This is a genomic window from Synechococcus sp. H55.9 (genome assembly GCF_047462355.1).
Lineage (GTDB): Bacteria > Cyanobacteriota > Cyanobacteriia > Thermostichales > Thermostichaceae > Thermostichus.
Window position 1 is genome coordinate 36,844 of the sequence record NZ_JANSJB010000009.1, and the last position, 12,722, is coordinate 49,565.

Below are 12,722 nucleotides of genomic sequence, written 5' to 3' on the forward strand. Positions count from 1 at the left end.
CTGCTCCCCCAGCTTACTCAAGGATCTGGCCTTGCTGAGGTGGATCCCCCGAAAGGGGGTAGCGGAGCAAGCGCCGCCGCAGGCAATCCAGCGCCGTCTGGGCGCTCCACCAGCGCACCCCCTCGCGGCCCCGCAAGCTGCCGAAGCGGTACTCGTGGACTTCCACGTTCCCCTCCGGGTCGGCCAAGCCCAGATACACAAGGCCGACCGGCTTGGTGGGGGTACCCCCGTCTGGCCCGGCAATGCCGGTGATGCTCAAGGCCCAGTCGGAGCCGAGGACTTGCTTGGCCCCCAGCGCCATCTGGGCCGCCACCGGCTCGCTCACGGCCCCCTGCTGCTGCAGCGCCGCGGGATCCACCCGCAAGAGCTGCTCCTTGATGCGGTTGTCGTAGGCAACGATCCCCCCAACAAAATAGCGGGAGCTGCCCGGGATCCCGGTTACCAACTGCCCCAGCAGGCCACCGGTGCAGGATTCCGCCACCGCCAGGGTTTGCCCCCGCTGCAGCAGCAACTCCCCCACCACGCTGGCCAAGGTGGCCTCGTCGCTGCCGAAGTAGTCTTCCCCGGAAATCTGTAAAATCTGCTCCACCACCGGGGCAATCAATGCTTCCGCCGCCTCACGCGTGGGGGCACGTCCGGTAACCCGCAGGCGCACCTCCCCCTGGCTGGCGTAGGGAGCCACGGTGGGATTTTCCCCCGCCAGCAGGGATCCCACCCGTTCGGCCAAGGTCGATTCAGGAATGCCCCAGTAGCGCAACACGCGGCTGTAAAACACTTCCTTGCCCCAGCCCAGGGAGCGCAAATAGGGCACAGCCGTCTCCTGCCACATCTGCTGCATCTCCCGCGGCACGCCGGGGAAGGTGAGAATGTGCAGGTCGGGCCGGGGCTGCCAGATGAGGCCACAGGCGCTGCCCAGGGGGTTGGGCAGGACGGTTGCCCCCTGAGGCAAAAAGGCCTGCTTGCGGTTACTGGGCGAGGGCTCCATACCTCGCTGGCCGTACTTTCGCAGAATCTCCTCCCAAACCTGCGGGTGCTCCACCATCTCCACGCCGAAAAAAGAGGCCAGTGCCGCGTGGGTCAGATCATCCGGGGTTGGCCCCAGCCCTCCTGTAATTAAAAGCAGGCTGGAGCGGTTGCAGGCCACCTCCAAAGCATGGTGGATGCGGGCTTCGTTGTCCCCCACCACCGTTTGGTAGTAGTGCGGGATCCCCAGCTTGGCCAGCTCGGCTGCTAGGTATTGGGCGTTGGTGTTGGTAATCTCCCCCAAGAGTAGCTCTGTGCCAATGCAGAGGATCTCAGCCCCCTGGGGAGTGACGGTTTGCGTTGGGCTCATGCTCGGCTCAACCTCGGCTCAGCCGCTAAGTATAGAGGTCTGGATCCCCCTTTCGCGCAGGGATCCCTGGGATCTCTTGCTCAAGAGGGGTAGGGATCCTCGGCCAGCCGAGCCAAAGCTTCCAGCTCAGCACCCACCACGCGGTGCAGGATCCACTCCGGATGTGGCTTGGCACCCAGGCGCCGGTAGAACTCAATCGCCGGCTGGTTCCAGTCCAAAACCATCCACTCCAGCCGCCCATATCCTTTGGCCACTGCCTCCTGGGCCACCCGCGCCAAGAGCGCCTTGCCAATGCCCCTGCCGCGAAACTCCGGCAGCACAAACAAGTCTTCCAGGTAGATCCCCGGTCGGGTGAGGAAGGTGGAAAAGTTGCGAAAGTAGAGGGCAAACCCCACCGCTTGCCCCCCCACTTCTGCCAACAAGGCCGAGGCAAAGGCTTCGGGGCCAAACAGATGCTGTTGCAGCAGCTCGGCGGATCCCGTTACCAGGTGGCTCAGGTGCTCGTACTCGGCCAAAGCGCAGATGAGATCAAACAGAACGGGCACATCCTCAGGCGTGGCAGGACGAATTTCCATACTTTTGCCCGGCTCCACCCACTCTTTTCCTGGAACATCGGCACGGGTACAGACTCCAGCTTATTCTTTTTCCCCCAGCGGTTGGAGGCGCGACGTAATGAGGGCAGCGACAGGGGCCCAGGGGGTTCACGGCACAGGGCAGATAGGGTGAGCGAGAAAAGTAGCGGCAGGAGGGATCCCAGGCCGAGGTGGGCTGCAGCTCGCGGGAGGGAGTGGGCTCATCCCAGCTTGAGGGGCGGCAGGAGCCTCTCTTTTCCAGCAGAGGGATCAACTGGGCCAAGAACGTCAGTCCCAACCACAAACCGACTCCCATGATCAGCGCTTGCACCATTGCCCTCCTCCGTCGGCCAACAGCCTTGTCTTCCAACCAGAGCCAGCCTAGGCCAGTCGGCTACAGAGGGCCAGGGTTGGCAGACAGTTTCGCAACTGTCCTGCCAGCGGGCGAGGACCCTGGAGAAAAACCGATTAGAGTGAAAAATAGAGCCGTTACTTCATTTTTGATGCCATGACCACCTCCACCCTCGATGCTGCCGCCATCCTTGAGGCGTTGCGCCCGGTTCAAGATCCGGAGCTGCGCCGCAGCCTGGTGGAACTGAACATGATCCGCGACATTCGCGTCGAGCCGGAGCGGGTGGCCTTTACCCTGGTGCTGACGACACCGGCCTGCCCCTTGCGGGAACTCATCGTCGAGGAGTGCAAGGCTGCCATCCGCCGCCTGGCTCCCGTTGAAACCATCGAGGTCACGGTTACAGCAGAAACTCCCCGCTCGCCCTCCCTGCCGGATCGCCAGTCTGTCCCCGGCGTGCGCAACATCATCGCCATCTCCAGCGGCAAGGGGGGGGTGGGCAAAACCTCGGTATCGGTGAATGTGGCGGTTGCCCTGGCCCAGAGCGGAGCGCGGGTGGGGCTGCTGGATGCCGATATCTACGGCCCCAATGTGCCGCTGATGCTGGGGTTGCAGGATCAGTCTCTGTTGGTGCGCAAGCGGGAAGACGGCGGCGAGGACATCTTCCCCCTGGAGAACTACGGCGTCAAGATGGTGTCGATGGGTCTCTTGGTGGGGCGGGATCAGCCGGTGATCTGGCGGGGGCCGATGCTCAACGGCGTCATCCGGCAATTCCTCTACCAGGTGCAGTGGGGGGAGCTGGACTATCTCATCGTGGACATGCCCCCCGGCACCGGGGATGCGCAACTGACCCTGGTGCAGGCGGTGCCGCTGGCGGGAGCTGTGATCGTCACTACGCCGCAGTCGGTGGCCCTGCTGGATAGCCGCAAGGGCTTGAACATGTTTCGCCAGTTAGGGGTGCCCATTCTCGGCATTGTAGAGAACATGAGCTACTTCATTCCACCTGACCTACCGGATCGCCAGTACGATATCTTCGGCTCAGCCGGCGGAGAAACTACGGCCCGCGAGCTGGGGATCCCACTGCTGGGGCGGATCCCGTTGGAGATTGCCCTGCGCCAAGGGGGAGATGCGGGTCAGCCGATTGTGGTCGGCCAGCCCGAATCGGCTTCGGCCCAAGCCCTGCGGCAAATTGCCAAAACTTTGGCGGGCCGCGTCTCCATGCTGGCTTTGGGGGCCAGCTAGAAGCGCTCTGCTTCCACCAACGAGACCCCGAAGCTGCGTCCCCCCAGCACGATGCCCTCTTGGGCCTTGCCGCGCACGGTTACGGTGCTGTTCATGGCCGGCAGGCCCCTGTCGGTGATGACCCAGAGGGAGCCGCTGTTGTCTTGGATCTCGTACACGCCCTGGCCAAACACGCCTATTTGATTGACCACACGACCGCGGACGTACACATTGGTGTAGCGGGAAGGATTTTGTTCGATCTGGGCGATGGGGGTTGTGCCGATGCCCAGCCGCGCCAACGGCCCACACCCTGCCAGGGCTAGGCTGACGCAGAGCAAGAGTACCCAAGATCCGCCGCGGAACGATTGGCCAAGTTGCCGTTTCATCGGTTGCTTCCCTCACGAGCACTTGCTCCCACCATAGCAAGCCGGCAGCAGATCCACCGCCAAGCTAGAACTTCTCGCCAATGCCAAAGTGCAGTTGGGCCTGGCCGGCCTCCCCTTGCCCGATTGCGTAGTCGATGCGCAGCGGCCCCAAGGGAGATTGGATGCGGATACCGGCCCCCAGCCCCAAACCGCTGCCCGGCTTGTTGCGCACCGCCGCAGGATTGCCGATGACCGCCGCGCCGCTGCCCAGATCGGTGCCGTAGTCGGCGAAGACCACTGCCCCCACCGGGTCGAAAAGGGGAAAACGCAACTCCGCCGTCGCCGTGGCAAAGCTGCGACCGGAGCCGACGCCACCCTCAAAAAATCCCCGCACCGAGCTGCCCCCGCCGATGGGGAAAGCATCGTAGGGAGCCAAGTCGCCAATCGTGGTGCCCGCCCGCACGTCAAAGGCCAGCACCTGCGGTCGTTCGCTGCGGGTCTCGAACAGCTTGACGGGAATGAACTGGCTGTAGCTGGTCTCGAGGCGGTTGGCGTTGAGGCCATTCTCGAATAGACGTACCGACTGTTCGCTGGAGATGCGAAAGACGGATCCCTGGCTGGGGCTGTTGGGGTTGTCGCGGCTGTCGTTGACGAGGCCGAGCCGCAGGGTGGTGTAGCTGTCTTGGCCGCTGGCGCTGAAGGTAATCGGGTTGCCCAGCACATCAAAGCGCTCCTGCTCGCCGTTGCTGTTGCGGGCTTCCACAAATTGGACGCGGGTGCCCAAGCTGGCCCGCCAATTGCCCCCAATGGGACGCGAGAAGGTGACGCTGCCGCCCAGCCGGTTGATGCGCACGGGATCCCCGTTGGGCAAGGTCAATCCCTCGTTGAAAACAAAGCTGGAGCTCTGCTGGTTGGAGATGTTGACGTTGTAGGAGGTGGGGATCTCCAGCGTGGCAATGCGCGGGTCGGTGAAGTTCAAATCAAACAGAGTTTCGTTGGTGCCCAACTGCACATTGAAGCTGGCGCTCTGGTTGTTGCCGCCCAAGTTTTCTTCCGAGACGCTGAGGCCGGCAAAGACCCCTGTGGCCGAGCTGACGCCGATGGTGCCGCTCAAGGTGCCAGTGCGGCGCTCTTCCACGTTCACCACCACCACCACCTTGTCGGGATCCTGGCCGGGGTTGAGCCCCACATTTACATCCTGAAAGAGGTTGAGGTTGAAAACCGCCTGCAGGTCTTCCTGGATTTGGTTGCGGTTGAACACATCCCCTGGCTTGGACTTCAGCTCGCGGGTGATGATGAAGTCGCGGGTTTTGGTGTTGCCCTGCACGCGAATATCCTCGATCTCCCCTTCGGCAATTTCCAGGGTGAGAGTGCCATCTTCGGAGGAGCGCACATCTGTCACTTTGGCCAGCACGTAGCCCTTGTCGGCATACCACTGCTCAATCTCGGCCACCGCTGCCTGCAGCTTGCCAAAGTTGAGCACCCGCCCTTCCTGGTCGGCAAAGGCCTTTTGGAGCACCTCCGGATCCAAAACTTTTGCCCCTTCCGTGCGCACGGCTTTGAGGGTGGGGTTGGGCTTGACTTCAAAGGTGACTCGCACCCCCAGAGGCGTATCGGAAGGCACCGCCCGCACATCGGCAAAAAAACCGGTGGCAAACACGGCGTTGATGTCTTCCCGCAGTTGGGAACGAGTGGAGACCTCGCCGGCGCGGGTGCGAATAGCCTTGTAAACCTGCTCGATCAGCTCTGGGTCGTCGGTACCCTCGACCACCACTTCTGCCACCAAAACTTCAACTTCTGGCTCGCCGGCGGCGGGGGTAGGTGTGGGGGTGGGTTGGGCGGGGGCATCGCCACCGGTGCGCAGATCCAGGGTGCCGGGTTGGGGCTGTGCCCAAGCTGCAGCGGTGTGTAGCACCATCCCACAGGTCAGGGCTGAAGCTAGCCAAGGGCAGAGTTGCCTGGAACAATTCATAGGGATCCCTCGCACACCACAAAGATTGGAAAGCTGGGCCAAGATTGCGCTAAAACCCTCTGCCGCCCAGCGGTGGACAATTGCCCTGAATTATATCAACCCCCATCCCTGCGGATCCGAGCATTGCCGCGAGCCGGATTGCGGGCTTGGGCAGTCTGAAGTGCAAGCAGCCGCCTCTTCTTTACGGCAGGCGCAGGGATCCCTGGCAGCGCTGGCCACAGGTCTGCGGCTCGGCTGCCTCGGCGGACAGGTTGGCTTGGGAGTTGAGGATCAGGATTGTGATGGGGGCAGGGGGCGGTGAGGGGCTGCTGCGCCAACCCCACCTGCCAGCGTAGTGCTGCGTTGGGGCGTTGGGCACGACGAAGACGATGTTTTGTAGGACATTGCTTTGCAAAAGGGTGGCGCTGTCGTTTGGGAGTGCCGTCTGCTCAAGGTGGGGGATCTGGGCTAGGGCGGCTGGAGCAAACCCGAAGCTGAGCAGGGCTGCCATTGCAGCGACAAGTTGGGTGGGCAACATTGAGGATTCTCCACAAGACGCCAGGATGCCGACACTTTAGCCTGTTTTGTCCAGAAGGCTCTGTTGACTTGCCGCAAAAAAGCCTGCAAAGAGTGCTCCTTGCAGGCCCCTGTTGCTTATTTGACTGAACTTAACCGTTAGAAAACCCCCAAAGGAAATTAGCTCCCCGGCTCAAACACTTTCAGATCGACTACCTTCCCCCCTTGGAAAGTCCAGTGGGCAAAGGTTCCAGCCACATCCCCCTTCTCGTCGAAGTCCAGCGAGCCGGAAGCGCCGGTGTAGTTGATATCCTCCCCTTGCTTCAGCAGCTCCACCGCCTTGGCCCACTCGCCGGGCAAGATCTCGGTGCCGGGGGGATTGGCCACTTGGCGCAAGGCATCGCGAACGGCAGTGCCATCGGTGCTGCCGGCTTTTTGGATGGCCAAAGCTAAGAGGAAGGCGGCATCATAGGCGGTGTCGATGTAGGGGGTGGGAGGCAGCTCCCCGTAGGCAGCTTTGTAGGCGTCGGCAAAGATCTGGTAGGCTTTGCTGTCGGTGAGGGCCTGGGGCGAGGTGCCGATGGATCCCTCTAGCTTATCGGCTCCCACCTGGGCTGCCAGATCGGGAGAGCGCATGCCATCGGTGAAGACAAAGCGGTCGAATAGCCCTTCTTCCAAAGCTTGCCGCAGGATGACCACGCCGTTTTCGGGGTAGCCGATCAGCACCAACGCCTGGGGATCCCCTTCCTTCAGTTGGGTCAGCTCGCTGCGGTAGGAGGCCTTGCCGGGATCGTAGGGAACAGCTTTGGTGATCTTGCCGCCCTGCTTTTCAAAGGCCGCCTTAAAGCTGTCGGCCAGCCCCTTACCGTAGTCGTTGTTGATGTAGATGACCGCCAGCCGCTCTAGATTCTCTTCGCGGGTAACCTGGGCTAGGGCTACCCCTTGGAAAGCATCAGAAGGAACGGTGCGAAACAGAAAATCGCTGTCCTCTAGGGTGGTGATGGTGGGAGCGGTGGAAGCCGGGGAAATTTGCGGGATCTTGTTGGGAGCTGTCACCGTGGTGGCCACCGGGATGGTGATGCCGCTGCCCAGGGCACCGATAATACCGGCTACCTTCTCCACATTCACCAGCCGCTGAGCGGCGTCGATAGCCGGCTGGGCCGAGGTCTGGTCATCGGCCTCCACTACCTGAGCAGGGGATCCCAAAATGCCACCGGCAGCGTTGATCTGGTCGAGGGCCAGCTTGATGCCCTTGAGGCAATTTTCTCCATAGGCCTGCAGATCTCCTGTCAAAGACAGCAGAGCCCCAATCTTGACCGGCGTTTGAGCAGCCTGCTGGGCCGTGCCGGGCAGCAAAGTGGTGGCCAGAGCAGCCGCCGTCAGGGCAGCCGCCGCCGCAAAGGCGCGTCGGGTGAGTTTGTGCATGCGAGACATAACCAACAACCTCCTGTGAGGCAAGAGAAAGTAGAACTCAGATCCCAAAAGCCAAGTGTTGAATTGTAGCAGTTAGACGTTGGCTCGCCTCAAAGCGTTCCCCACTCCCTCAAAAAAGATGGCTCCAGAAAACAAGCGGGCCAGACTCAGTATCTCGCCCGTTCCCTAGCTGCCGCAGGGTTGGCTGCGACCTCCAAGGGCAGTTGCTCCCAGAGGGATCCGGGAAGGATAATAAGCAAACTCGGCAATTGGGCTCATTATATTGAAATACTGAACTCATCGGGCAGCGTGATTGTTATCGACGACATCTCCAAACGGTTTGGCGGCATCAGCGCGGTAGATCACTGTTCCTTCCGCATTGAAACCGGTCGGATCACGGGCTTGATCGGCCCCAATGGGGCCGGGAAAACCACGCTTTTCAACATCATCGCCGGGTTCGTTCGGCCCAGTAGCGGACGCATCTGGCTGGATGGGGAAGACATCACCGGCCTGCCCCCCCACCATCTGTTCCGGCGCGGCCTGGTGCGCACCTTTCAGATCCCGCGCGAGTTTGGCCGCATGACCGTCCTGGAGAACTTGATGGTCGTCCCGCCCCAACAGGTGGGGGAGAACCTGTTCAATGCCTGGTTCCGCTGGCGGCAGGTGCAACGACAAGAACGCAACCTGCAAGCTCGGGCCGAAGAGGTTTTGCAACGGCTCAACCTCATCCATCTGCGGGATCAACTGGCCGTCACCCTTTCCGGTGGGCAGAAGAAGCTGCTGGAACTGGGGCGCACCCTCATGGCCGATGCGCGGGTGATCCTACTGGACGAACCGGGGGCCGGCGTCAACCGCACGTTGCTGGCGGATCTGATGCGCTTTATCGAGTATCTCAACCGCGAGCGCGGCTGTACCTTCTGCATCATCGAGCACGACTTGGATCTGGTAACCCGTCTCTGCGACCACGTGGTAGTTATGGCCGCCGGCAGGGTGTTGACCCAGGGATCCATGGAGGAGATTAAACAAAACCCAGCCGTGCGGGAGGCCTATCTGGGATCGGTGGCGCTGGCCGACTCCCTGAGTCCATCCAAACCCTCTTCTCTGCCTTCGGAGGGATCCCTCTCATGACCCCTTTGCTGGACATCCAAGATCTCTACAGTGGCTACCGGGGGGTGGACATCCTCAAAGGGATCCACTTGAAGGTGAACCCTGGCCAAATCGTGGTGATCATCGGCCCCAACGGAGCGGGCAAATCGACGGTACTGAAATCTTTGTTTGGCCTAGCCACCATCCGCACAGGCCGGGTGCTGTTTCAGGGATCCGACATCACGCATCTCCCTGCCGAGCAACTGGTGCGACGGGGGATCGGCTTTGTGCCCCAAACCAACAACGTCTTTCCTTCCCTCACCGTGCAGGAAAACTTGGAGATGGGGGCCTTCATCCGACGCGATGGCTATGCCGCCCAACTGGAGCGGGTTTATGAGCTGTTTCCGCCCCTGCAAGAGAAGCGGCGCCAGGTGGCGGGATCCCTGTCGGGCGGACAGCGGCAGATGCTGGCTATGGGACGAGCGTTGATGGCAGAGCCACAGTTGTTGTTGCTGGATGAGCCGACAGCCGGCCTGTCGCCCCTGTACATCGAGCAGACCTTTGCCCTCCTGCGGCAGATCAACCGCCTTGGCGTCAGCATCCTCATGGTGGAGCAGAATGCTAAGCAGGCCCTGCAGATGGCGGACTGGGGCTACGTCTTATCTATGGGAGAAAACCGCTTCGAGGACACCGGCCCCAACCTGTTGAACAATCCCGAGGTGCTGGAGCTGTTTTTGGGCGGTTGAGGCCCTCACCCCCAGCCCCTCTCCCCGAGGGAGAGGGGAGCTAGGCGGGGCTGGCGCAGTTGAGCCGCTTGCTTGAGGAGAGCCTCTACAAAGGTCATCGCTTCTTGGGCGGAGTGGCCGGCGGCCAGTTGGGCCAATTCTTCGCGGCGTTCCCGTTCTCCTAGCAGTTCCACCCGCACAGAAGTTCGTTTTTGCTGCACCACCTTGTAAACCCGCAGGTGGTGATCTGCCAAGGCAGCGATCAGGGGCTGGTGGGTGACGCAGAGGATCTGGTGATCTTGGGCGATGCTGTGCAACTGGGTGGCGATGGCTTGGGCCACTTTGCCGGACACACCGGCATCGATCTCGTCAAAAACCATGGTGGTCACCGGATCGATGCGGCTGAATACGGCTTTCAGGGCCAGCAAAAAACGGCTCATCTCGCCGCCGGAGGCGATGCTGGCCAGAGGCTGTAGGGGCTCACCCGGGTTGGGGCTGAACCAGAAGCTCACCTGATCCACCCCTTCTGCCGTCGGGGGGCCGGGTTGGATCCGCACCTGGAATTGCACTGCGCCCATCCCCAGCAGCTTGAGCTCCTCAAGAAGGGCCTCTTCCAGTTGGCGGGCCGCCTGGTGGCGCAGTTGGGAGAGCACTCGGCAATGGCACTCCAAGTCTTGGGCAGCTTTGTCCAGCCGTGCCTGCCATTCCTCCAGGTCGGTGTTGTCGCCTCGCAGTTGGGCCAACTCGGCCTGCACCCGCTCCGCATGGGCCATCACCTCGGCCAAGGTGGGGCCGTATTTGCGGCAGGCTTGTCGGAGTTGGGCAAGGCGCCGTTCAATTTTATTCAACCGACCGGGATCCGCCTCCAGCGTCTCGCCGTAGCGCAGCAGCTCTCGCCCCACCTCCTCTACCTGAATGAGGGCGCTGCTGAGCATTTCGGCCAGAGGGGCCAGGTCGGGATCCCGCTGGGTCATAGCTTGCAGTAACCGTTCGGCCTGGCCCAACAGGTCGGCGATGGCCGGTGAGCCGCTGTCATTTTGGTAGAGCAGTTGGTGGGCTGCGTAACTTTGCTGCTGCAGCTCCACCCGGTGGGCCAGGCGATCCCGCTCCCGCTCCAGTTTGGCCAGCTCGTCGGGATCCTCCAGCCGCAGGGCGAGCAGTTCTTGCGCTTGCAACTGCAGCAGGTCTAGCCGTTGCAGGCGCAGTTGCTGGTTTTGCCGGCGGGATTCTGTCTCTGTTTTCAGATAGTTCCAAGTTTGGTAGAGGGCGGCCACTTCTGCGCGTGTTCGCAGCAGCTTTTCGCCGCCAAAATCGTCCAGCCAACGGCGCTGGGTTTGCGGAGATTGGATTTGAACCGTTTGCCCCTGGGCGGTGATCTCCACCAATTGGGAGCGCAGGCTGAGCATCTGGGCTTTGTTCACCAGCACCCCATTCACCCGCGAACGACTGGTGAGTTTGCCGTTGCGCAACAGCAGTTCGCGGCTACAGACCAAGCCCTCCTCTAGGGGGTCGATTTGTTCTTGTTCTAGCCAGGCTGCCAGCTCGGGATTGAGATGGAAAACCGCTTCCACCAGACCTCGCTCGCTGCCGCTGCGCAGGGCTCGCGCCGGCCCGCCTAGGGCGGCATCCAGGGCGTCGAGAATGATGGACTTGCCCGCGCCCGTTTCTCCGGTCAGCACGTTCAGCCCCGCCCGAAAGGGAATCTCCAAGTGCTCGATCAGGGCAAAGTTCTCGATCCGCAGCAGGCGCAACATAGGGATCCCGTGTGCTCAGTTGGCAGTTTTGAGGATTCTGTCTCACGTTAGCGTACCTGCCATCCCTTGCAGCGAGACGGAGTTCTCTGGTTTCCCCGCAATGGGTTTCGCGGCACTCCCCCTGCCGTTGCAACGGATCCCTTGGCTTTGGGTGGCCCAGGGGTTTGATCAACAACTTCCCCCATCGCAATGCCGTTCTCGGTCGCCCCTCTACAGCCGCAGAGCTGGATTTTCTACAACAGCCGGGGTCTTTTGTCTGAGGGGGGGGCGATAGCGGCCAGAGGGTAGCGCTCCATCAAGTAGCAGAGGCAGTCTTGGCGGATGATGCGGCTGTTGAGGGTGAGCATGCTCGGCATAATGGGCACGCGGGTGCGAATTTCGCCATCTTGGGCGTAGAAGAAGCGATCGGCCACATTTTGGCCCTGCTCGTCTTGCACGTCGAGGTGAAAGCCGTTGCTCGTCCAGCCGATGCGGGTGTGGGGAGGGAGCTCCCGGAAATTGAAGAGATCCAAATCGGGGGGAAAGCGCAGGTGTGGGTCGTCCGCCTCTTCCCCAAAGCTGAAGCTCACCTCGTCTGGGATCTTGACGATGGCAACGCTGTGGAACAGGTCGATATCCTGGCTAAGGACGGGGCGCTGAGGGATTGCTGACAGGTGCAGGCAGGCTTCCAGAAATTCGCGGGCATGTTGGGTGCCGTGGGGCTGATCCGGCTTGCCACATTCCAGGGTTACCGCCGGCCAGAAGCGACCAAAGGCCATGCTCTGTACCCCTTCCGGTTTGGTGAAGTAGAGGACGGTGCGCCCAAACAGGGTGGCCAGGTGCAGGGTAGAAGCATCTAAGTAGTTGACACAGGCGTAGTGGGGGTTGGTGCCGGTGTTGTTGTGAATATCGACGCTGGCAAACACGCCCCGCTGCTGCATCTGCTGCAGGACGGCCTGGGCCATGGCGTGTTCGGGGGTGGAGCCGGGGCCCCAGATGCGGTTGTAGTCCGGTTGGCCGTCTAGCCGCCGTTGTCCTTGGCGAGCAGCCCACACATTGCCGATGAAAAGGGACAGGGAACGGGGCAGTTCCCGCTGGACGTAGCGGCGCAGAAGCTGTCGCACCGCCTGCCAGCCGGTGACCTCGTTGCCGTGCAGCAGGACGGACACAAACAAGGGGGGATCCCGTCGTCCCGCCAGATGGATGAGGGTTGGCCCGCCCAATCGGTCGTAGAGTTGATGGGCTTCTAAATCTAGGAGTTGCTCCGGCAGGTGATCGAGAACAGTGAGCATACGGTTTTTTGGGCAAGCACCTCAACGCAAACCTTTTGGCTGCTTAAGGACAAAGGGGATCCGTGAAATAGGCCCTCACCCCCAGCCCCTCTCCCAACGGGAGAGGGGAGATGGAGATTGGGGTAGCGAACTGTCTCATCCTTAGCTGGAGGTAAACAACTGGCTG

General features: G+C 61.6%; 13 protein-coding genes. 4 read left to right on the top strand and 9 right to left on the bottom strand.

Translation table 11 applies throughout. From position 1 onward, the window contains the following. Window positions 1-13: 13 nt before the first annotated feature. From NW857_RS02455 to NW857_RS02465, 3 genes are all read right to left on the bottom strand, one after another. Window positions 14-1,333 (bottom strand): competence/damage-inducible protein A, encoded by a 1,320-nt coding sequence (locus tag NW857_RS02455; protein ID WP_414334410.1) that lies wholly within the window; start codon window positions 1,331-1,333, stop codon window positions 14-16. An 80-nt stretch (window positions 1,334-1,413) separates the two neighbouring features. Beyond that, window positions 1,414-1,908: an N-acetyltransferase family protein gene (locus NW857_RS02460; RefSeq protein ID WP_414338073.1), complete on the bottom strand. Its 495-nt coding sequence runs from the start codon at window positions 1,906-1,908 to the stop codon at window positions 1,414-1,416. Continuing rightward, window positions 1,883-2,239: a DUF6464 family protein gene (locus NW857_RS02465; protein WP_414367875.1), complete on the bottom strand. Its 357-nt coding sequence runs from the start codon at window positions 2,237-2,239 to the stop codon at window positions 1,883-1,885. Before NW857_RS02465 ends, NW857_RS02460 begins: the two co-directional genes overlap by 26 nt. 174 nt (window positions 2,240-2,413) lie before the next feature. Between NW857_RS02465 and NW857_RS02470 the strand changes: the two genes are divergently transcribed. Then, window positions 2,414-3,496 carry an Mrp/NBP35 family ATP-binding protein gene (locus tag NW857_RS02470; protein ID WP_414367877.1) on the top strand — a complete coding sequence of 361 codons (1,083 nt, stop codon included), beginning with the start codon at window positions 2,414-2,416 and terminating at the stop codon, window positions 3,494-3,496. Here the strand turns inward: NW857_RS02470 and NW857_RS02475 are convergent. From NW857_RS02475 to NW857_RS02490, 4 genes are all read right to left on the bottom strand, one after another. Then, window positions 3,493-3,861 (bottom strand): hypothetical protein, encoded by a 369-nt coding sequence (locus tag NW857_RS02475; protein WP_414336073.1) that lies wholly within the window; start codon window positions 3,859-3,861, stop codon window positions 3,493-3,495. The two genes, NW857_RS02470 and NW857_RS02475, sit on opposite strands and share 4 nt — an antisense overlap. A gap of 64 nt (window positions 3,862-3,925) precedes the next feature. Beyond that, entirely contained in the window at window positions 3,926-5,812 is a 1,887-nt protein-coding gene (locus tag NW857_RS02480) for a BamA/TamA family outer membrane protein (RefSeq protein ID WP_414338083.1), read from the bottom strand. Between the two features lie 181 nt (window positions 5,813-5,993). Next, a complete protein-coding gene (locus NW857_RS02485) occupies window positions 5,994-6,329 on the bottom strand; it encodes a hypothetical protein (protein WP_414335647.1) in 336 nt (111 codons plus the stop codon). Between the two features lie 158 nt (window positions 6,330-6,487). Beyond that, on the bottom strand, window positions 6,488-7,741 hold the full coding sequence (locus NW857_RS02490; RefSeq protein ID WP_414335648.1) for an ABC transporter substrate-binding protein: 1,254 nt from the start codon (window positions 7,739-7,741) through the stop codon (window positions 6,488-6,490). A 288-nt stretch (window positions 7,742-8,029) separates the two neighbouring features. On the opposite strand from NW857_RS02490, the gene NW857_RS02495 reads away from it, so the two are divergent. Beyond that, entirely contained in the window at window positions 8,030-8,848 is an 819-nt protein-coding gene (locus tag NW857_RS02495; RefSeq protein ID WP_414335650.1) for an ABC transporter ATP-binding protein, read from the top strand. Then, window positions 8,845-9,552 (top strand): ABC transporter ATP-binding protein, encoded by a 708-nt coding sequence (locus NW857_RS02500; protein WP_414335651.1) that lies wholly within the window; start codon window positions 8,845-8,847, stop codon window positions 9,550-9,552. Before NW857_RS02495 ends, NW857_RS02500 begins: the two co-directional genes overlap by 4 nt. Window positions 9,553-9,557: 5 nt before the next feature. Here the strand turns inward: NW857_RS02500 and recN are convergent, their stop codons facing one another. Further along, window positions 9,558-11,285: a DNA repair protein RecN gene (gene recN / locus NW857_RS02505; RefSeq protein WP_414335653.1), complete on the bottom strand. Its 1,728-nt coding sequence runs from the start codon at window positions 11,283-11,285 to the stop codon at window positions 9,558-9,560. 164 nt (window positions 11,286-11,449) lie between these two features. Here recN and NW857_RS02510 point away from each other — a divergent pair, with 164 nt between their 5' ends. Further along, entirely contained in the window at window positions 11,450-11,545 is a 96-nt protein-coding gene (locus NW857_RS02510) for a DUF924 family protein (protein ID WP_414335655.1), read from the top strand. Here the strand turns inward: NW857_RS02510 and NW857_RS02515 are convergent. Further along, window positions 11,519-12,556 (bottom strand): M14 family metallopeptidase, encoded by a 1,038-nt coding sequence (locus NW857_RS02515; RefSeq protein ID WP_414335657.1) that lies wholly within the window; start codon window positions 12,554-12,556, stop codon window positions 11,519-11,521. The genes NW857_RS02510 and NW857_RS02515 overlap by 27 nt on opposite strands. Window positions 12,557-12,722 lie beyond the last annotated feature (166 nt).

What these genes read in the sequence shown, in the direction of transcription:
- NW857_RS02465 (WP_414367875.1), bottom strand. Translation starts at nt 2,239, where the DNA reads ATGGTGCAAGCGCTGATCATGGGAGTCGGTTTGTGGTTGGGACTGACG.
- recN (WP_414335653.1), bottom strand. Translation starts at nt 11,285, where the DNA reads ATGTTGCGCCTGCTGCGGATCGAGAACTTTGCCCTGATCGAGCACTTG.
- NW857_RS02515 (WP_414335657.1), bottom strand. Translation starts at nt 12,556, where the DNA reads ATGCTCACTGTTCTCGATCACCTGCCGGAGCAACTCCTAGATTTAGAA.
- NW857_RS02475 (WP_414336073.1), bottom strand. Translation starts at nt 3,861, where the DNA reads ATGAAACGGCAACTTGGCCAATCGTTCCGCGGCGGATCTTGGGTACTC.
- NW857_RS02490 (WP_414335648.1), bottom strand. Translation starts at nt 7,741, where the DNA reads ATGTCTCGCATGCACAAACTCACCCGACGCGCCTTTGCGGCGGCGGCT.
- NW857_RS02460 (WP_414338073.1), bottom strand. Translation starts at nt 1,908, where the DNA reads ATGGAAATTCGTCCTGCCACGCCTGAGGATGTGCCCGTTCTGTTTGAT.
- NW857_RS02470 (WP_414367877.1), top strand. Translation starts at nt 2,414, where the DNA reads ATGACCACCTCCACCCTCGATGCTGCCGCCATCCTTGAGGCGTTGCGC.
- NW857_RS02500 (WP_414335651.1), top strand. Translation starts at nt 8,845, where the DNA reads ATGACCCCTTTGCTGGACATCCAAGATCTCTACAGTGGCTACCGGGGG.
- NW857_RS02480 (WP_414338083.1), bottom strand. Translation starts at nt 5,812, where the DNA reads ATGAATTGTTCCAGGCAACTCTGCCCTTGGCTAGCTTCAGCCCTGACC.
- NW857_RS02485 (WP_414335647.1), bottom strand. Translation starts at nt 6,329, where the DNA reads ATGTTGCCCACCCAACTTGTCGCTGCAATGGCAGCCCTGCTCAGCTTC.
- NW857_RS02455 (WP_414334410.1), bottom strand. Translation starts at nt 1,333, where the DNA reads ATGAGCCCAACGCAAACCGTCACTCCCCAGGGGGCTGAGATCCTCTGC.